Here is a 19,316-nt window from a genome sequence, read left to right on the forward strand (position 1 = left end):
CTATATTTTAGTAAAGGGAAAAAGCATATATCCCTTTGTTATTCTAGAGCAATTAATTATATAATTAATTGCTTACAAGTAAAAGTTGATTTTAAATTCAACACCATTTTCTACATTATAAGCTACTATAGATCCTTTATGAGATTCTATAACTTGTTTTACTATAGCGAGGCCAAGTCCAAATTTACCAGACCTGTCTTTTTTGTATGGTTGAAAAATAAACATAGGATCTTCTAATTCAAAGAATGAACCATCATTTGAAATGATTATTTCTGATTTATCAGTAACATTCATTTTAATAGAAATAGAATTCTTAGCATATCTTAATTGATTTTCAAGGATATTTTCAAAAGCAATAAGAAGAGCTTCTGGGTCACCTTTGATTTCTAGTTCTTTTAACGTTAGGTTCCAATTCAATTCTGGTCTAACCACCATAAATTTTGATATAAGACTTTTCAATAATCTATCTAATCTAATAAATTCGCGGTTTTCGCTATACTCAAGAGAATGGCTAAGAGTATTCAATTTTAAAAGTTGAGTGATTCGTCTTTCTAAACGTTCAGCTTCATTTTTTATTACTTCAGCAGCTGATATTTCTGAATCAACGCCTACACCATCTAACAAGGATTGAGCATAACCTTTAATTATCATAACAGGGGTTTTTAAATCATGGGAGGTAGATTGCAAAAACTGCCGATCTCTTTCTTCTGAAATTTTCAATGAATCTCTCATTTTTTCTAGTGCGTTTGCTAAAAGTCCAATTTCATCAGGATCAGTTTTAGGCACTTGTGCATTCCAATTACGTTTAGCTATTTCTTCGGCAAAGAGTTCTAGTTTTTCAATAGGTTCTGCAATTTTCTTTGCAGTAATTCTAGAAGTGAAGAAACTGATGATGAGAAAAAATAGTATAATTATAAATATTTCAATTTGGAATTTGGTTTCTCTTTGACTTGAGGTTAAAAATACTAGAGCACTGCTAGTATCTGCACTCCAATCTATATAGTAATAATAGGATAGACTATTTTCTTTAACTATACCCTTATTTGAAAGAATTCCATTCTTTATTATTTGAGAAACGATTTTATCAATGAGTTCATTATCACAATTTTTGTTCATAAATAAGGATTTGGAGAATTTATTTAAGATAATAGAATAATCTCCACCGTTTTTTTCCATTCTAAAAATAGCAGCATTAAGAGTATCATTCATTTCATCTTTTTTTAATGAATTACTATCTAAATTAATTATAACTTCAGCGGAATCTTCTAATTGACTTAATATAAAATTGTCCTTAATATTTTTTATTATTGTTATATTAGCAAGAAGAACCATAATAAATAATATCATTATGGTTCTGGTCATTGTACTCCATATTTTCCAACTTATAGATTTGAATTCTTTTTTCACAATATCACTCCATATAGTAAGCTATTATCACTTTATTTTCAGGATATATCCATATCCATAAACAGCCTCTAAAGGCAATTCAGGAACTTTTTTTCTTAGGCGCCTAAGGGTATCATCTACAACACGCTCAGATCCGAAGTAATCAGTTCCCCAAACTGTATCGATAATTTCAGTTCTACCAACAGCTTTGCCTTTATTAGATATTAAAAATTCTAATATATCATATTCTTTTACTGTTAGGACCGTTTCTTCATCGTTGCTAAGGATAATCCTTTTTTGTCGATTAAAAATACAAGAGCCTAGTAGGATTTTATTTTCACTTAAGGAGGTCTTGTTTTTTTTCAAAAGACGATTAACTCTTAAAACTAATTCACGTGGAAGAAAAGGTTTAGGTAAATAATCATCACTACCCATTTCTAGGCCAAGTACCCTATCTAATTCTGCACTTCGAGCAGACATGAATATAACTGGACATTCTGGGTTATTACTTTTGATTTCTTTAATTAAAGCATAGCCATCTATACCAGGAAGCATAATATCAAGAACCCATAGATCGGGTTCTTCTATAATAGCTTTTTTCGCAAGTAATCCGTCATAGAAAGGAGTAACATCATATTCGGCATTTACAAGGTAAGATACTAATAAATTACTAAGAGATTTTTCATCTTCTACTAAAAATATTTTTTTCATACAAAACACCACTTTTTCTATTTTGCTTTTTCTAATGCATCAATTACAGCATCTCTAATTCCTATAGAAGAATAAGTTGCACCACTAACTAAATCAACATCGGTACTTTGTGATTCAATAATGCTATCAGGTATGGTATTGTTAGCTCTATTAAACCATTTTGCATCATCCACATGATCTATTACTTCTATAGATATAATTTGTTGATTCTTAATAATTACTTCTACAGTCATATTACCTCTAAACCCTTTACCAGTACCTGTGTAAGTACCATCATCTATTCCTTCTGCATCCCCTAATTCATCTAAAGTCTCAGCAATTTCACTTTCTATTACTGGTGCTTCTTCTGAGGCAGAAGAATTATTATCATTTGAGGTAGAGTCAGAATTAGAGCTATCCGTTGTTTCAGAAGTTACACTATCTGTAATTTCAATAGAACTATTAGAGTCTATATCAGAATTAGTTTTTTCTAATATACTAGTTCCATTAAAAATATTATACATTAAGACAACTATAATTAAAACCAAAGCTGCTATAAGTATTGAAAAATATTTTTTTGATTCATTTTTTGTTAGCTTCATTTTCCCAAAAGTAAGAGTGTTTTCAACAGGACAAGCAGTAATACATTGAAAACAATTAATACATTGAGCAGATCTTAAGTTATTGCATTTAGAAACTTCAATATTCATTGGACAAGCTTTATCACATTTTTTACAGCTTATACATTTAGATTGGTTTCGCTTGATAGTAATAGGTCTAAGAAGACTCATTAAACCATATTTAGCACCCTCAGTACATAAATAATTACAAAAAGGTCTCTCAAAGAATAATGATATTAATGCAAAGAAAAAGATAACAACAATTGAACTAAGAATAACCATATTTCCTAATAATAGATTTTGAAAATTTGCTCTAGGATCAAATGACATTATAGTAAAAATCAAGTCTGTTCCAATAAGCGTAATAAGTATAAACATTATATATCTAGTGAATTTTAAAAATTTTTGAATGGATTTTGGCATTTTTCTTTTTTTGATTCCTAAAAGCAAGCCGGTTTTACTGAATATATCCTGAATAAATCCAAAAGGACAAATCCATCCACAGTAGAATACCCCAGATAAAAAAGTTAATCCTAAAACAACTAAAAGTGTTACTCTAAAGTTAATAAAAAATGAGATTGATGTTAAAATTAAACATAAGGATTGTACTATAAAACGATATTTTTGTATTTTTTTCATGAAATCATTCCTTTCAAATGCAAAATATAATAGAATTATGAGTTTATATCAAAATTCTTATAAGAAACTATTTATTGATACTATTATAAGTTTATAGTTGAAATCAATCTACCATAAAGTCATGGGAAATTTGTGGGATAGTTGTGTGAAAAATATAAGTTAGAATTAATAAATTATATGGACACAAGTAAACAATAATAATAGTCAAATACCACATTATCAAAAAATAAATGTATATTTTATTAAATTAATAATTGACAAAGACATAAAAACACAATATAATAGAAAACAAGAAAAGGAATTATTAAATTATTAATAAAAACCGAATTAAATTATTGAATTGATATCAATGTGAAGATAAAACAAATAAACAGATAAGTTTTATCCATTATCAATTTAAAAATCAAAAGGGGGACGTACAAATGGAATTAACAAATTTAAGTATGGCAATTGATAACATGTGGGTGTTAGTGGCAACAGCGTTGGTATTCTTCATGCAAGCAGGTTTTGCAATGGTAGAGACAGGATTTACAAGAGCAAAAAATGCTTCAAATATTATTATGAAGAATTTAATGGATTTTGCAGTTGGGTCTTTAATTTATTGGATAATAGGTTTCGTAATTATGTTTGGGGTTGATAAAGCAGGAATAATAGGAACAGGAAGTTTATTTTCAACAGGAAGTTTTGAACACTTAGGATTAGGAATTCCAGTTTCAACTTTTTTAATATTCCAAACTGTATTCTGTGCTACGGCTGCTACCATAGTTTCAGGTGCAATGGCTGAGAGAACTAAATTTAAGTCATATTTAATATACAGTTTCTTCATTAGTGCAATTATATATCCTGTAGTTGGCCATTGGATTTGGGGTGGCGGTTGGTTAGCATCAATGGGATTTCATGACTTTGCCGGGTCTACAGTTGTTCACTCAGTTGGAGGTTGGGCAGCAGTAGTTGGAGCTAGCATTATTGGACCAAGAGTAGGTAAGTACGGAAAAAATGGAGAAGTTAATACAATTTCTGCACATAATATTACATTAGGAGCTTTAGGAGTATTTATACTTTGGTTTGGATGGTTTGGATTTAACCCTGGTTCCACTTTATCAGGAATGGCTTTTGAATCAACAGGTCATATATTTATAACAACAAACTTAGCTGCTTCAATGGGTGCTGTTGTTGCAATGGCAATCACTTGGATAAAAAATGGAAAACCAGATGTAGGATTTACATTAAATGGGGCTTTGGCGGGCTTAGTAGGAATAACAGCAGGTTGTGATATAGTAAGTCCTGCAGGAGCTGTTGCTATAGGTTTAATTGCTGGATTTGTAGTAGTATTTGGGGCAGAATTCATTGAGAGAAAATTAAAAATTGATGATCCAGTTGGGGCTGTAGCGGTTCACGGTTTATGTGGTGCTGTAGGAACATTAATGGTAGGTGTATTTGCTACTGAAGGTGGATTACTTTATGGTGGTGGAGCTGGATTATTAGGGGTACAAGCAACAGGCGTTTTGGCAGTAGCAGCTTGGACTATTGGAACAGCTTTCGTATTATTTAAAGTTATAGATTTAACAGTAGGTTTGAGAGTATCTGAAAGAGAAGAAGTAGTGGGACTTGATATAGAAGAACATGGAACATCAGCTTATCCTTGTTTTTATACAAAAGCAAAAGGAAATACTTCACCGCAAGAATAATGAAATAATTAACAGCAGACTTTAAAGTTTGCTGTTTTTTTTTATTTTTCAATGTATTGTTGGAGTGCATAATATAGGAATCCTACTGTGAAACTTAATTTATATTTATACAAAATCTTCATCTTTTAAGGAGGGTTGGACACCTATAAATTAATAGTTGAAGTGGTATGTGTATATATTAAAAATTATTAAACTTAATAATAGATTTATTTATCTAAATAGGATACAATAATTAGTAAATGCTTATTAATTAATATAAAAATATATTTATATTAATTAAAAATATATAAATTAGGGAAGAAGGAATAACATGGACAAAATTTTATATTCTACTTTAAATGAACTATCTTTATTACCTATAATGCTTATATTTGTTATAAGCTTAGTTACTCTTAGCAAAGGTGCAGATATTCTAGTTGATGAAGCTGTAAGTCTTTCACTTCAATGGGGTATACCAAAAATGATTATTGGAGCGACAATTGTTAGTTTGGGGACGACCTTGCCAGAAGCAACTGTTTCAGTATTCGCAGCTTTAAATGGCAATCCAGACTTAGCATTAGGAAATGCAATTGGCTCAATTATTACAGATACAGGATTGATATTAGGAGTAGCAGCATTAATAGGGACTTTGCCTATTGATAGAAAAACTATTAATCACCAAGGAAGATTACAACTAGGTTCAGTTATTTTATTAGCTTTTTTAAGTTTACCTTTTTTATCAAAAGGATCTGATGGGGTAATTACTCAATGGATGGGTATTCTATTTATTGCTTTATTAATAACTTATATTTTTACTACAATAAAATGGGCAAAAGAAGCAAATGATGGAATAGCAATGGAATTAGAAGTGGGTAATAGTTCTGTCTTCTTTCAAATAATTAAATTAGTATTAGGGATTATTTTAGTTATTCTTTCTTCAAAAGTCTTAATTCCTAGTGTTGAAATAGCAGCAATACGTGTGGGTATACCACAAAGTATTATTGCAGCCACTTTAGTCGCTTTTGGAACAAGCCTACCTGAACTGGTAACGGCTATAGCATCTGTTAGAAAAGGACATGGAGAATTAGCTATTGGAAATATTATTGGTGCAGATATTTTAAACGTTTTGTTTGTTGTGGGCAGTGCAGCAGCAGTTACTAAAAAAGGGCTTCTTGTACCAATTCATTTTTATCAATTGCAAATACCTACAATGTTAATTGTAGTAATAGCTTTTCGTATTTTTGCTAAGAATAAAAACAAATCTATAACAAAAATAGAAGGATTATTTCTTTTAGGAATTTATTGTACATATCTAGTTCTTAATTATGTTTTAATATAATTATTGTTGAAAGCATAATTAAGAAAATTATAGAAAGGGATGAGTTACTATGGAGTTAAGACAATTAGAATATTTTCAGATGGTTTGTAAATTAAAAAATATTACACGAGCAGCTGAAAAGTTACATGTTTCTCAACCTTCTATAACTAACTCAATAAAAAATTTGGAAAATGAGTTAGGTGTTAATCTTCTTGATAGAAGTAATAAACAAATATGTATTACCAATGAGGGTGAAATTTTTCTAAAGAGAATAGAAGATATTTTAAGACTAGTAGATAACACTACTTCAGAAATGAAGGATTATGGAAAGAAAAAAAAGGGCTTGTTAAGAATCGGGGTTCCACCTATGATTGGGACTTTTTTATTTCCTAGAATTTTTTTTGAATTTAGAGATATATATTCAGAAATACAACTCCAAATTATCGAAAAAGGTTCAATTGAAACGAGAAATATGATTGAAAATAATGAACTTGATTTAGCAATTATTATAATTCCTGAAAAATATGAAGATTTGGATGTATTACCAATACTAAAAAGTGAAATTTTAATTTGCTTTAGTAATGATCATTTTTTAAATAGGAAAACTGAACTTAATATTGAAGATATAAAAAATGAACCTATAATAATGCTAAAAGAGGGTTTTTATCATAGACAAAAAATCTTAGATTATTTTCACCAATATAAAATTGAACCAAATATAATTTTATCTTCAAATCAATTAGAAACCATTAAAAGTATAGTTTCTAATGGTTCTGGAATTTCTTTTTTAATGAAAGAAATAATTGAAAATGACGAAAGGATAGCCAGTAGGGAATTAAATAAAGTTTTGAATATCAATATAGGACTTGTATGGAAAAAAGATAGATATATGTCTAATGCATCTAAAACCTTTATAGAGTTTATTTTAAAATCTTATAACGATAATATATAGAAATCTGTTACTTATATAGAAACAAAGGAATCCTAACTCATAGGATTCCCTTTGTTTAAATTCTAGATATTTTTGTTTTTATGGCTATCTGAGCTACTTCTTTTGCTACAGCTGGAGATACTCTTTTATCAAAAGCACCTGGAATAATGTAATCTTCATTTAATTCTTCATCTGATATTATTTCTGAAATAGCTTTTGCAGCAGCTAGTTTCATTTCTTCAGTGATATCAGTTGCTTTTGAATCTAAAGCACCCCTAAAAATACCAGGGAATACTAATACATTATTAATTTGGTTTGCAAAATCAGAACGACCTGTAGCTATTACTCTTGCACCGCCTTTTTTTGCTTCTTCAGGCATTATTTCAGGAGTTGGATTTGCCATGGCAAATATTATTGAATCCTTATTCATAGTTGAAACCATTTCAGAATTTAAAACATTTGGGCCAGAAACACCTATAAAAATATCTTTTCCTTTAATAATATGATTCAATAAACCTGATTCCATAAGTTTGTTGGTTTTTGTAGCTATTTCAGCTTGAACAGGATTCATCCATTCTGCTCCTTCAACTAATGATCCTTGCTTATCACAAAGGACAATGTTTTTTGCACCATACAAAAGTAATAATTTACAAATTGATATTCCAGCTGAACCAGCACCATTAATAACTATTTTTACATCTTCAATATTTTTTTTAACTAATTTTACTGAATTTATAATTCCAGCTAAAACTACAATGGCCGTACCATGCTGGTCATCATGAAATACAGGAATATTCAGTTCCTCTTTTAGGCGTCTTTCTATTTCAAAACATCTAGGAGCGGATATATCTTCTAAATTTATTCCACCAAAAGTTGGGGCTAAGTATTTTACTGTTTTTACTATTTCATCTACATCTTTTGTATCAAGACATATTGGAAATGCATCCACATCTGCAAATTCTTTGAATAAAATAGCTTTTCCTTCCATAACCGGCATAGCTGCTTCAGGACCGATATCACCAAGACCAAGTACGGCAGTTCCATCAGATACAACTGCAACTAAATTTCCTTTTGATGTATATTTATATACATTTTCTTTGTTTTCATGAATTTTTCTGCAGGGCTCAGCAACACCAGGCGTATAGGCGGTACTTAAGTCATCTTTATTTTGTATTTTTAATTTAGAAACTACAGATATTTTTCCTTTTTTTTCTTCATGCATTTGTAATGCCAAGGCATTGTAATCTAGCATAATAATTCCTCCTTAAATTCATTTTTAAGATTATATATTATATAGTAGCAGATTAAATTTTATTTTAATAATATAATTTGCTTATGATTCAATAGTTTTAAACTATTCAAGAATAATTAAAGCTAAGAAATGCTGCAATAGCATATGTGAAGTATGTAGTCAATGTGGTATAAAAATTTATTAGTATAAACAGGTGATTATTGACATATAAGCCAGGTTGATATAATATATAGATATATGTATAATAAGCTAATTTAATGTAAAATTAAAAAGAATTCAAAAGACCATTATAATTAATTGAAAAGTACATTCTTTTGCGTATTAAAAATGGGCTTAAATAAATAAAATCAAATTAGGAGTGAATACGAAATGAAAATGTTTACTTATTTTAAAGGGAAATTTAAAAAGAAAGAACGCAAATCTAGTAATACTTTTAAAAAAGTTAAATTAAGAAGTAAATTCAAGTTTCTAAAAAAATTGAACTTATTAGCGGCTTTTAAGAATATTAAATTAGCAAAACAATTAATAAGTGCTTTTGTATTAATAGGATTGGTAAGTTCATTTGTAGGTTTAGTTGCTTTGAAAAATATGAATAGCACTAATAAAAATTCATTAGAAATATATGAAAAAAGACTTTTACCAATTACATATGTATCAGAAGTTCAAAAGAATATATTACTTATAAGAGCTAAGCATTTATATATGTTGTCTGAAAAAGATACAACTAAAATAGAACAAACAATGGATGAAATAGAAGAATTAACGTTGGGATACCAGGAAATGATTAAAAAATATAAAGAAAGAGATTTAACAAAAGATGAGAATGTTGAGTTAATAAAACTGGATTCGAGTTTAACTAATTATAATCGTTTTGCTATGATTTATGAAATTACTTTAAAGAAAGGTGATTATGAGGGTGCTTTAGTTTTTGTAAGTGATTTTAATAGTGCATGGGACGTGGTTAGTGAAAATATAGATAATTTAATAGAATTAAATAAACAACAAGCTGTGGTTTTGTTAGAAGATAGTCAAACTAATTTTAGTGATTCATATGTCAGCATGATAGTTATTATTTTTATGGCTTTAATAGTAGCAATTGTTTTTGGTATGGTTATTTCAAGGTCAATTAGTAAACCAATAAATAAGTTGTTACATGCATCAGAGCGGATTGCAGAAGGAAATTTGGATATAGAAATTGATATTGAAAATAAAAATGAAATTGGTATTTTAGGAGAAGCTTTTAATACCATGACTAATAATATAAATGAAGCTTTATTTAATATTAATGAAGCAGCAGAACAAGTAGCAAGTGGTTCGAATCAGGTTGCAAATTCTAGTATGTCATTATCACAGGGTGCAACAGAGCAAGCAAGTTCTGTAGAACAATTATCAGCAACTATAGAAGAAATTTCAAAGCAAACAAAGCAAAATGCAAAAAATGCTAATTTAGCAAAAGATATTACGGAGAAAGCTAGAAATAATGCTCAAGATGGCAAAAATCAAATGGAGGATATGTTAAAAGCTATGGCTGAGATTAACGAATCTTCTATGAATATTTCAAAAATAATTAAAGTTATAGAAGAAATTGCTTTCCAAACAAATATACTAGCTCTTAATGCAGCTATTGAAGCTGCCAGAGCAGGACAATATGGCAGGGGTTTTGCAGTAGTAGCAGAAGAAGTTAGAAATCTTGCACTTCGTTCATCAAATGCTGCAAAAGAAACAACGGAAATGATAGAAGGCTCTGTTAAAAAAGTTGAAGGAGGTACAAAAATTGCAAACAGAACTTCAGACGCTCTTAATAAAATAGTTGAAGATGTTTCTCAAGCTGCTAGTTTAGTAGGTAATATCGCTTTGGCTTCAGTTGAACAAGCAATAGGAGCTGAGCAAGTAAACAGAGGAATTACTCAAATAGCCAATGTAGTTCAAACTACTTCAGCTACATCAGAAGAAACAGCTTCAGCTAGTGAAGAACTTTCCGGACAGGCGTCTATGCTTAAAGAACAAGTAGGAAAATTCAAATTAAAGAATAATGGACAGGCACTTCTGCTGAATTATGTTGAAAGTGAAGAACAAGAAATAGATGAATACAGTGAAGAAATTAAAAAGATCAGAAAAGTTGAAAGAATAGAATTAGAAAATTAGTTTTAAAGGAGCGATTTTATGAAAAAAGGAATGGGTACTGCTATAATAATTACTATTTTTATGGGAATTATTATATTTGGATATGGATATGCATTAGTTTTTGGATTATTATCATCGGAAACTCCTTTGATTTTTATTATCATTGCTATTTTGATTTTTGTTACAATAATGTGGGCATTAATTATTAATTTAATAGAAAGAATAAAAGAAATAAGGGAGGAAGATAAGGATGATCTTAGTAAATACTGATTATGTAAGCGGAAAAGAAGTGGAAACATTATCAATAGTTAAAGGTTCAACAGTACACTCTAAAAATGTAGGTAAAGACCTTTTAAGTGGATTAAAAACTTTAGTAGGTGGCGAAATTGTGGCTTATTCAGAAATGATGAATGAAGCAAGAGCTATAGCTACTAAAAGAATGGTAAAAGAAGCAGAACAATTGGGTGCAGAGGCTGTTATAAATATTAGATATGCTACAAGTGCTATAATGCAAGGCTCTGCTGAAGTGATAGTGTATGGAACTGCGGTTAAATTTAAGTAATAAAATATTTTTAAAATAAAAATATAAAGATTGTTTAAAGTCAAGTAGTGAATAATAAAAAGTAAAGTGAGAATTTCTCGACTTTACTTTTTATTATTATATTTTTAATTATTTGTTTGATGTTTTTGATTAGTTTATTTTGAATCAAACTTTTTTTATTCCTTTTTTAGATATAAAATAATATTTTTAACCTATTTTTCTTTTTTAGGTTCATTTAAATTATTATTGTTACCTTTATCTTTTTGTTTTTTTCCAAAAGCAGATTTTTGTTTGTTAGATAACTTTTCTTTGAAACCCAATTAGCTCACCCCTTTCTATTTTCTATTCTAGATATATTATTCCAGATTAATTTACATTTATTCATTTAATTTTAGAGGAAAAGATAAATAAATATGAGATTTTTTGTGCATAATAAAGACATTATATTATAAAGGAGAATGGTTATGGAACAAGCAAATACTATGTCGGTAGTTAATGATCAAGGTCAATCTATAAATATTGAAATAATTGATGCAATAAAGATAGGAAAATCTAAGTATGTTATAGTATCCGGTGAAAATTCTGATGAAGCTCATGCTTATAAAGAAGTAACAACTCATGGTAAAACCGAATATGAATCAATTGGAAGTGGAACAGAATTCAAAAAAGTTTTGGAAGCATATAATTCTAAGCATACTGATATATAAAAAACTTGCGACGTATTGTCGCAGGTTTTTTGTATTATAGAGAATAAAACTTAATTTAAAAAAATATTGTGTATCAGTAGATATTTCTATGATATAATAAAAGCTAAATATTATAAAAAATCAATTATTCTGAACTTGTTTTATAATTAAATATAATTAAAAAGGGGAGTAGAAATGAAAACACTTGAAAAAAAATATGGTCTATGGACGGCAATTGCGATGGTAGTAGGAGTTGTAATTGGATCAGGGGTATTTTTTAAAGCAGACGACGTTTTAGCTTTAACGAAAGGAAATTTAATTCTTGCACTTTTAGCATGGATAATTGGTGCTATTTCAATGATATTTGGTTCTTTGGTATTTGCAGAATTTGCACAAAGAATTGAAAAGGCAAATGGAATTGTTGATTATTCTGAAGAAGCTTATGGTGAAAAATTTGGATATATGGTTGGATGGTTTAAAGGGATAGTTTACTATACACCACTTTCAGCAATAGTTGCATGGGTTGCAGCTTTGTACACATTAGTGCTATTTGGAAGTCAAAACCCAGATAACTCTCCTATGACTTGGATACTTGCAATAATTTATTTGGTAGCAGGATATGCACTAAATTATTATTCACCAATTTTATCTGGCAAATTTCAGGTTACAACTACTGTGGTTAAACTTATACCATTAGCATTAGTTGCAATTGTAGGTAGTATATCAGGATTATCAAATGGAATTATGGTAGAAAATTTTTCTAATGCTGCAAAATCTATAGGTAGCGGAACTGGAACATTAGCTTCGGCAGTTGTTGCCACTGCTTTTGCTTATGAAGGATGGATTGCTGCAACAACAATTAATAATGAAATAAAGGATGCTAAGAAAAACTTACCTAAGGCTTTAGTAATAGGAGCAATTGTAGTATTTACTGTATATATTACTTATTTCTTGGGCATTTCAGGAAGCTTAGCTACTGGTACTATAGTTGCAGAAGGAAACAATGCAATAAGCATGGCAGCAAATAGTTTGTTTGGAAGTACCGCGGGAGTAATATTAACAGCTTTTGTTGTAGTTTCTTGTTTAGGAACATTAAATGGACTAGTTATATCAAGTATTCGTACTTTGTTTTCACTAGCTATTAGAAATCATGGTCCAGCTCCTAAGCTTTTAGGAAAAGTTAATACAAAATCAGATATGCCACCTTATACAACAATATATGCATTTTTAGTAACAATTGTATATGGAGTCATTTGGTATGGAAGTTTGAATAATTGGTTCGGACAATATATTGGCTTAGATGAAATTCCAATAGTTTTAATATATGGTTTGTACATTTTTCTTTATGTATGGTATATGAAAAAATTCACAGATTTAAATAAATGGAGAAGATTTGGTATACCAAGTTTTGCTATTATTGGTTCATTGATAATAGTTTATGGTGGTGTAAGTAATCCAAGCATAGGAATTTATCTTATAATTTCAATTGCGCTTATCTTGCTTGGTTTGGTTTTCTACAGAAAATAATTTAGATATACAAAAATAAGCTCAGTTAATCTGAGCTTATTTTATAATTGCATTTGTTTTTTGAGGTGATAATATGAAAATTAGATCTAAGTTTAATATAATAACATTAGTTTTTAGCGTGTTAGTGATTATAACTAGTTCAATAGTTATAAAACAAATTAACATGAATGGGTACATGGAAGCAGAAATGAATGTATTTAATTACAAACTAGATAGAGTTAAGCAAAATTTAATAAATATAGAGGAAGAACTGGAATATATAAACAATGATTGGGCAAAATGGAATGATACATATAATTTTATATTGGGACAGTATCCAGAATATATTGATTCAAATATAACTATCCAAACTTTTTATGATTTAGAATTAAATTATTTGCTCATTGAAAATGATAAAGGTGAAATTTTATATGGAGCTGAACATTCTAAAGAAGATGATGAAATTTCATTAATTCCAGATAAAATAGTAGAAGAATTCAATAAATATAAAGATACTTATGGTATTATGCTTTTTGAAGATAAGTATATTGTGTATTCCTCAAAGTCAATCACAGATAATAAAGGATTAGCCAAACCTATTGGACAAATTGTAATGGCTTTTGAGATAGACCAAGATTTAATAGAAGATTTATCTGAAAAATCTTCGTTGGATTTTACCTTTGAAACAATAGAAGAACCACAATATCAAGAAATTATAAAAAAGATAGACAAAAATATAAGCCAAGGAATAGTATATATACCTTTTGTTAATAGCGAGAGTTATATAAAAATAACAGTGGAACTTTTTAATGATATAAGTAATCTTGGTACAAAAAACTCTAACTTTACAATAATTGTCATTACGCTTGTTCTTTTCTTTTTTGGAATTATGATTTATATTTCACTAAATAAAGTAATAATTTCAAAGTTAGATAGATTGACTAAACAAGTTAGAAAAATTACTAATAATGAAAATATAAATAATAGAATTAATATAAATGGAAATGATGAATTCACAGAATTATCAACGGATATAAACCTTATGCTTGATGAAATTAAAATAGTAAATAGTAAATTAAATCAACAAGCTCAATTTGATGAGATGACAGGAGTGTTAAATAGAAGAGCAGGCTTAGATAGGCTTACAAAAGCAATAGATAAAAAGCATACTCTAGGAGTGAATTTAATTATTTGTTTTATTGATATCGATGGACTAAAAAAAGTCAATGACAATTTTGGACACGCTTATGGAGATATGCTAATTAAATTTGTAGTGGAAGCTATTAACAAAATAAGAATATCTTCAGAAAATATTGTTAGATTAGGTGGAGATGAATTTTTAATTATTTTTCAAGATAGTACTATTGAAAAATCTAAAATACAACTTGCTCAAATTATTAATGAGGTTGACAATATTAATAATACCATGGAAATGCCTTTTAAAATTTCTTTTAGTTATGGGATTGAAGAGTATAAAAGCATTTGGAAAATAGATGAGTTTGTAGAATCAGCTGATAAGAAGATGTACGAAGATAAAAGGAATAAAAAATAATTGATAGTCATATGTAAATATATAAACAATAAAAGTTCTATAGGTATCCCATTGTGAAACTTAATAGTTGAACTGGGATACCTATATCTATCATTGGATAAAAGTATTGACTTATAAAAATTTGAAGGTTAACATATACTCATATGAGTATATTAATTTATACATACTTAAGATAATAGAGTAAGGAGAAATTGTAAAATGGATAATTTAACAAATTTATTTAAAGTTTTATCAGATGAAACTAGACTTAGAATATTGGTACTCTTGTATAATAGAGAATTATGTGTGTGCCAAATACAAGGCATATTAGAGGAGTCACAACCAAAAATTTCTAAACATTTGGGAAAACTTAGGGATTTAGGTTTTGTTAAGGATGAGAGAAAAGAACAATTTATTTATTATTCTTTAATAGAAAATAAAATGTTATATGAAATACTTAAAAGTATTATTGAGAATTATCATGAGAATATTTTAATTAAGGATATTGAAAGACTAGGTAAAGCAGATGAAATTAAAGAAATTAAAATTAACGGAATTAAAAAATAGATAGAAGTTTAATATCAGCAAATGATGTAAAAGTAGAATAAATTAAGAAATTTTTATAGTAAAAAAGGGATAACTTTATAATAGTAAAACACCTAGTTACATGGCCAGGTGTTTTTTTTGTGTTAATAAATTATAAAAAATATTGTTGATAGAAAAAAAATAAATTAAAAAACTATTGACATGATAATGATTTTCAATTACAATAAGCGAGTAGATTGAGAATGGTTATCAATTAAAAAATACATAAATGTTCAGGAGGAACAAAGGATGAAAAAAATTATTAAAAAAGTTATAGCAAGTGCATTAGTAGGTTCATCAATTTTAGTTTTGGCAGCGTGTGGTAGTAATGCAGTAAATAATGGTGCAGAAGTACAACAAACAGAAGCAGTTAAAACTGAAGAACAAGTTGTAAATTTATATACAGACAGACATTATGATACGGATCAAGAATTATTTGATCAGTTTGAAACAGAAACAGGAATTAAGGTTAATGTAGTAACAGGTAAATCAGATGAGTTGATTGAAAGACTTACAAGAGAAGGTGAGGATACAGAAGCTGATTTGTTAATCACAGCAGATGTTGGGAGATTATATAACGCTAAAGAGACAGGTTTATTGCAATCAGCTACAAGTGAAACATTAGAAGCAAATGTACCAGAAAATTTTAGAGATGCAGATAATCAATGGTATGGATTAACAGTTAGAGGTAGAGTTATAGTTTATTCTAAAGATAGAGTAGATCCCTCTGAATTATCTACTTATGATGATTTAACAACTGAAAAATGGAATGGCAAAGTATTAGTAAGATCTTCAGAAAATATATATAATTTATCTTTACTAGCTTCATTTATTGCTATAAATGGAGAAGAAGCAGCTAAAGAATGGGCAGCAGGAATTGTGAACAATATGGCTAGAGAACCAGAAGGAAATGATAGAGACCAAGCTACAGCAGTAGTTGCTGGAGAAGGGGATGTAGCTATCATGAACACATATTATTTAGGAAAAATGCTTACATCTACTGAGCCAGAAGAAGTAAAAGTAGCTGAAAATGTTGGAGTATTCTTCCCAGACCAAGAGGATGCAGGAACTCATATAAATATCAGTGGAGTAGGAGTTACTAAATACTCTAAAAATAAGCAAAATGCTATTAAATTAATGGAATTCTTATCAGGAAAAGAAGCACAAAAAGTTTTTGCAGAAGGAAACTTTGAATATCCAGTAAACCCAGAAGTAGAACCATCAGAGTTATTAAAATCATGGGGAGATTTTAAAGCACAAGACATAGACTTATCTTTATTAGGTGAATATAATGCAACAGCTGCAAAAATATTTAATGAAGTGGGTTGGAAATAAGAAATGATAATACAAATGGCAGCCGTAATGGTTGCTATTTGTTTAATGATACATATTCAGGATTATTTTATAAGGTATTAAAAAAAGAAGGATGTGAAACAATGGGAAAAATTAGAGGGTTAAAAAAACCTATAAATATATGGGGAATCTTAAGTTTTATATTTATATTGTTAATTGTAATTCCTAATGTAAATATTTTTATAAAGCTTTTTCAAGCTCCCAATGAAAACTGGACTCATATAAAGGAATATCTTTTAAAAGATTTTGTGATAAATTCTACTGTATTAATTTTTTTTACAGGGCTGTTCACAATAATTTTAGGTACAAGTTTAGCTTGGATGATTTCTGTTTATCAATTTCCTTTTAGGAATTTTTTGAAATGGGCATTGGTATTACCATTGGCTATACCAGCTTATATTGGGGCTTATACTTATCATGGTATTTTAAAATATACAGGAGTTTTTCAAAGTTTTCTAAGAAATAGTTTTAATATAAGTGTTAATCAAAAATATTTTAATATTATGTCCATGGAAGGAGCAATATTTGTATTTACAATATTCTTGTTTCCTTATGTTTATTTGATTACAAAATCCTTTTTAGAAAAACAATCCTCAGCATTAATTGAAAATGCAATAGTTTTAGGAAGAAGTTATACAGAAATATTTTTTATGATAGTTCTTCCAATTTCAAGAGTTTCTATTGTAGGCGGGGTTAGTTTAGTTATATTAGAAGTATTAAATGATTATGGTGTGGTTAAGTATTTTGGAGTACAAACATTTAGTACGGCTATTTTTAAAACTTGGTTTAGTATGGGGGATTTGGAATCTTCAATTAGATTATCAGCTATATTAATGATGATGGTGGTGAGTATTCTTGTTTTCGAACATTTCTTAAGAGGAAGAAGAAAATACAGCTTTACCACTACAAAAATTCGACCATTAAAATTGATAGAGCTAAAAGGAATTAAGAAAGTATTGGCTTCTATCTATGGAGTTACTATTTTTTCTTTTGGTTTTCTTATACCTTTAATACAATTGTTATACTGGGCTTCAATAACGTATAAAACTATATTGAGTTATAAATTTATTATTCTTTTGGGAAACTCTTTGTTAGTTGCAGCATACTCCTCAGTTATTATAATTATAGTTGCTTTGATAATTTCAAATTATTGTAGAATAAATAATAGTTTTATATCTAAAATTTATTCTAGGATTACGATGATTGGGTATTCAATCCCTGGAGCTGTTATATCAATAGGAGTAATAGTATTTTTTGTTAGTTTAGATAATAAATTATTTTGGTTATACAAGATTATAAATCCTAATACGGGGAAACTAGTTTTGAGTACAAGTATAATAATGCTTATTTTTGCTTATATAGTGAGGTTTTTAGCAATAGGATACAATCCTATTGAAGCAGGGTATGAAAAAGTGGGGTTAAAGTTTTTTGAAGCTTCTAGAATGTTAGGAATGGGAATAACTGAAACTTTTTTAAAAGTTGATTTTAAAATGATAAAATCAGCTGTTATAAGTGCATTTTTACTTGTTTTTGTAGATGTATTAAAGGAATTGCCGTTGACTCTTATACTTAGACCTTTTAATTTTAATACATTGGCAACAAAATCCTTTGAATATGCCAATGATGAAATGGTACAAGAAGCAGCTATTTCATCTTTGATTATTATTATAATTAGTACTATATTAATATACTTCTTTTATAAATTAGGAGATAGGGAGGAAAAAAATGTCGGTTAAGATTAATAATCTAAAATTTAGATATAAAAGCTCAAAAGAAGACACCATTAACAATTTTAATATTGAAATAAATTCAGGTGAAATAGTTTCAATTTTGGGGCAAAGTGGAAGCGGTAAAAGCACTGTGTTAAGATTGATTTCAGGTTTAGAAGAACCAAGTCAGGGTGAGATTGTTATAGATAGTAAAGTTATGGTTAGTGATAAAGAATTTGTTTTTCCAGAAAAAAGAGGGGTTGGTATGGTTTTTCAAGATTATGCTTTATTTCCTCATATGACTATAGCACAGAATGTGAAGTTTGGACTTAAAAAGTTAAATAAAATGGAAAAAAACAAGAGGATGGAAGAGGTTTTAGAACTAGTTAATTTATCTGAGTATAAAGAAAGATATTCTTATGAATTAAGTGGAGGGCAACAACAAAGAGTGGCACTGGCAAGAGCTTTAGCACCAAAACCTTCTTTACTTTTGTTGGATGAACCTTTTAGTAATTTAGATGCAGACCTTCAAAGTAAAATAAGAAATGAGTTAAAGCATATTTTAAAGAAAGCAAATACAACTTCTATATTTGTTACTCATGATAAAGAAGATTCCATAGCTATAGCAGATAAAGTAATTATTCTTGAAAAGGGTAAAGTGATATCTGTTGGGACTCCTTATGAAGTTCTTAGATAATAAGGTTGAAAAATAGGACTAAAGAGCAATAGGGATCCCTATAAAATGCTACTTTAGTCCTATTCTTTATTTGAACTTCTT

At 28.7% G+C, this 19,316-nt stretch carries 17 protein-coding genes; 13 read left to right on the forward strand and 4 right to left on the reverse strand.

Features of this window, described 5'->3' with window-relative positions:
- Positions 1 to 72: 72 nt before the first annotated feature.
- The 3 genes from BUB83_RS15890 to BUB83_RS15900 are packed head-to-tail and all read right to left on the reverse strand — an operon-like array spanning position 73 to position 3,335.
- Entirely contained in the window at positions 73 to 1,407 is a 1,335-nt protein-coding gene (locus BUB83_RS15890) for a HAMP domain-containing sensor histidine kinase (protein ID WP_073339587.1), read from the reverse strand.
- A 27-nt stretch (positions 1,408 to 1,434) separates the two neighbouring features.
- Entirely contained in the window at positions 1,435 to 2,097 is a 663-nt protein-coding gene (locus BUB83_RS15895) for a response regulator transcription factor (protein WP_073339589.1), read from the reverse strand.
- A 17-nt stretch (positions 2,098 to 2,114) separates the two neighbouring features.
- Positions 2,115 to 3,335, reverse strand: coding sequence for a 4Fe-4S binding protein (locus tag BUB83_RS15900; protein WP_073339590.1), 1,221 nt, complete (start codon positions 3,333 to 3,335; stop codon positions 2,115 to 2,117).
- Positions 3,336 to 3,757: 422 nt separating this feature from the next.
- Between BUB83_RS15900 and BUB83_RS15905 the strand changes: the two genes are divergently transcribed.
- The 3 genes from BUB83_RS15905 (at position 3,758) to BUB83_RS15915 (ending at position 7,272) form a co-directional block, all read left to right on the forward strand.
- Positions 3,758 to 5,023: an ammonium transporter gene (locus BUB83_RS15905; RefSeq protein WP_073339592.1), complete on the forward strand. Its 1,266-nt coding sequence runs from the start codon at positions 3,758 to 3,760 to the stop codon at positions 5,021 to 5,023.
- A 310-nt stretch (positions 5,024 to 5,333) separates the two neighbouring features.
- Positions 5,334 to 6,341, forward strand: a complete 1,008-nt coding sequence (locus BUB83_RS15910; RefSeq protein WP_073339593.1) for a calcium/sodium antiporter — start codon at positions 5,334 to 5,336, stop codon at positions 6,339 to 6,341.
- A gap of 49 nt (positions 6,342 to 6,390) precedes the next feature.
- Positions 6,391 to 7,272 (forward strand): LysR family transcriptional regulator, encoded by an 882-nt coding sequence (locus tag BUB83_RS15915; protein ID WP_073339595.1) that lies wholly within the window; start codon positions 6,391 to 6,393, stop codon positions 7,270 to 7,272.
- A 55-nt stretch (positions 7,273 to 7,327) separates the two neighbouring features.
- Here the strand turns inward: BUB83_RS15915 and BUB83_RS15920 are convergent, their stop codons facing one another.
- The gene (locus BUB83_RS15920; protein WP_073339597.1) at positions 7,328 to 8,503 is read right to left on the reverse strand and encodes an NAD(P)-dependent malic enzyme; all 1,176 of its coding nucleotides are present in this window, start codon (positions 8,501 to 8,503) and stop codon (positions 7,328 to 7,330) included.
- A 369-nt stretch (positions 8,504 to 8,872) separates the two neighbouring features.
- Between BUB83_RS15920 and BUB83_RS15925 the strand changes: the two genes are divergently transcribed.
- The 10 genes from BUB83_RS15925 (at position 8,873) to BUB83_RS15970 (ending at position 19,235) form a co-directional block, all read left to right on the forward strand.
- Positions 8,873 to 10,648: a methyl-accepting chemotaxis protein gene (locus tag BUB83_RS15925; RefSeq protein ID WP_143160570.1), complete on the forward strand. Its 1,776-nt coding sequence runs from the start codon at positions 8,873 to 8,875 to the stop codon at positions 10,646 to 10,648.
- Positions 10,649 to 10,666: 18 nt separating this feature from the next.
- Positions 10,667 to 10,897 (forward strand): hypothetical protein, encoded by a 231-nt coding sequence (locus BUB83_RS15930; protein ID WP_073339598.1) that lies wholly within the window; start codon positions 10,667 to 10,669, stop codon positions 10,895 to 10,897.
- Positions 10,878 to 11,189, forward strand: coding sequence for a YbjQ family protein (locus BUB83_RS15935; protein ID WP_073339600.1), 312 nt, complete (start codon positions 10,878 to 10,880; stop codon positions 11,187 to 11,189). Before BUB83_RS15930 ends, BUB83_RS15935 begins: the two co-directional genes overlap by 20 nt.
- Before the next feature lie 443 nt (positions 11,190 to 11,632).
- Complete coding sequence (locus tag BUB83_RS15940; protein ID WP_073339601.1) at positions 11,633 to 11,875, forward strand: DUF1292 domain-containing protein; 243 nt, start codon at positions 11,633 to 11,635, stop codon at positions 11,873 to 11,875.
- 174 nt (positions 11,876 to 12,049) lie between these two features.
- Positions 12,050 to 13,381 (forward strand): APC family permease, encoded by a 1,332-nt coding sequence (locus BUB83_RS15945; RefSeq protein WP_073339603.1) that lies wholly within the window; start codon positions 12,050 to 12,052, stop codon positions 13,379 to 13,381.
- Positions 13,382 to 13,454: 73 nt separating this feature from the next.
- Positions 13,455 to 14,912 (forward strand): sensor domain-containing diguanylate cyclase, encoded by a 1,458-nt coding sequence (locus tag BUB83_RS15950; protein WP_073339604.1) that lies wholly within the window; start codon positions 13,455 to 13,457, stop codon positions 14,910 to 14,912.
- A gap of 198 nt (positions 14,913 to 15,110) precedes the next feature.
- A complete protein-coding gene (locus BUB83_RS15955; RefSeq protein ID WP_073339606.1) occupies positions 15,111 to 15,458 on the forward strand; it encodes an ArsR/SmtB family transcription factor in 348 nt (115 codons plus the stop codon).
- Positions 15,459 to 15,725: 267 nt separating this feature from the next.
- Positions 15,726 to 16,811: a Fe(3+) ABC transporter substrate-binding protein gene (locus BUB83_RS15960; protein WP_073339607.1), complete on the forward strand. Its 1,086-nt coding sequence runs from the start codon at positions 15,726 to 15,728 to the stop codon at positions 16,809 to 16,811.
- Positions 16,802 to 18,565: an ABC transporter permease gene (locus tag BUB83_RS15965; RefSeq protein WP_341465355.1), complete on the forward strand. Its 1,764-nt coding sequence runs from the start codon at positions 16,802 to 16,804 to the stop codon at positions 18,563 to 18,565. The genes BUB83_RS15960 and BUB83_RS15965 overlap by 10 nt, the downstream gene beginning before the upstream one ends.
- Positions 18,555 to 19,235 (forward strand): ABC transporter ATP-binding protein, encoded by a 681-nt coding sequence (locus BUB83_RS15970; protein ID WP_073339609.1) that lies wholly within the window; start codon positions 18,555 to 18,557, stop codon positions 19,233 to 19,235. The genes BUB83_RS15965 and BUB83_RS15970 overlap by 11 nt, the downstream gene beginning before the upstream one ends.
- Positions 19,236 to 19,316: the final 81 nt, after the last annotated feature.

The sequence above is a fragment of the Clostridium grantii DSM 8605 genome (assembly GCF_900129965.1).
GTDB classification, from domain to species: Bacteria; Bacillota; Clostridia; order Clostridiales; family Clostridiaceae; genus Clostridium_AF; species Clostridium_AF grantii.

Coding starts and splice junctions, on each gene's coding strand:
- BUB83_RS15910 (WP_073339593.1), top strand. CDS start 5,334: ATGGACAAAATTTTATATTCTACTTTAAATGAACTATCTTTATTACCT.
- BUB83_RS15900 (WP_073339590.1), bottom strand. CDS start 3,335: ATGAAAAAAATACAAAAATATCGTTTTATAGTACAATCCTTATGTTTA.
- BUB83_RS15950 (WP_073339604.1), top strand. CDS start 13,455: ATGAAAATTAGATCTAAGTTTAATATAATAACATTAGTTTTTAGCGTG.
- BUB83_RS15955 (WP_073339606.1), top strand. CDS start 15,111: ATGGATAATTTAACAAATTTATTTAAAGTTTTATCAGATGAAACTAGA.
- BUB83_RS15920 (WP_073339597.1), bottom strand. CDS start 8,503: ATGCTAGATTACAATGCCTTGGCATTACAAATGCATGAAGAAAAAAAA.
- BUB83_RS15970 (WP_073339609.1), top strand. CDS start 18,555: ATGTCGGTTAAGATTAATAATCTAAAATTTAGATATAAAAGCTCAAAA.
- BUB83_RS15935 (WP_073339600.1), top strand. CDS start 10,878: ATGATCTTAGTAAATACTGATTATGTAAGCGGAAAAGAAGTGGAAACA.
- BUB83_RS15915 (WP_073339595.1), top strand. CDS start 6,391: ATGGAGTTAAGACAATTAGAATATTTTCAGATGGTTTGTAAATTAAAA.
- BUB83_RS15895 (WP_073339589.1), bottom strand. CDS start 2,097: ATGAAAAAAATATTTTTAGTAGAAGATGAAAAATCTCTTAGTAATTTA.
- BUB83_RS15960 (WP_073339607.1), top strand. CDS start 15,726: ATGAAAAAAATTATTAAAAAAGTTATAGCAAGTGCATTAGTAGGTTCA.
- BUB83_RS15945 (WP_073339603.1), top strand. CDS start 12,050: ATGAAAACACTTGAAAAAAAATATGGTCTATGGACGGCAATTGCGATG.
- BUB83_RS15905 (WP_073339592.1), top strand. CDS start 3,758: ATGGAATTAACAAATTTAAGTATGGCAATTGATAACATGTGGGTGTTA.
- BUB83_RS15940 (WP_073339601.1), top strand. CDS start 11,633: ATGGAACAAGCAAATACTATGTCGGTAGTTAATGATCAAGGTCAATCT.
- BUB83_RS15930 (WP_073339598.1), top strand. CDS start 10,667: ATGAAAAAAGGAATGGGTACTGCTATAATAATTACTATTTTTATGGGA.
- BUB83_RS15925 (WP_143160570.1), top strand. CDS start 8,873: ATGAAAATGTTTACTTATTTTAAAGGGAAATTTAAAAAGAAAGAACGC.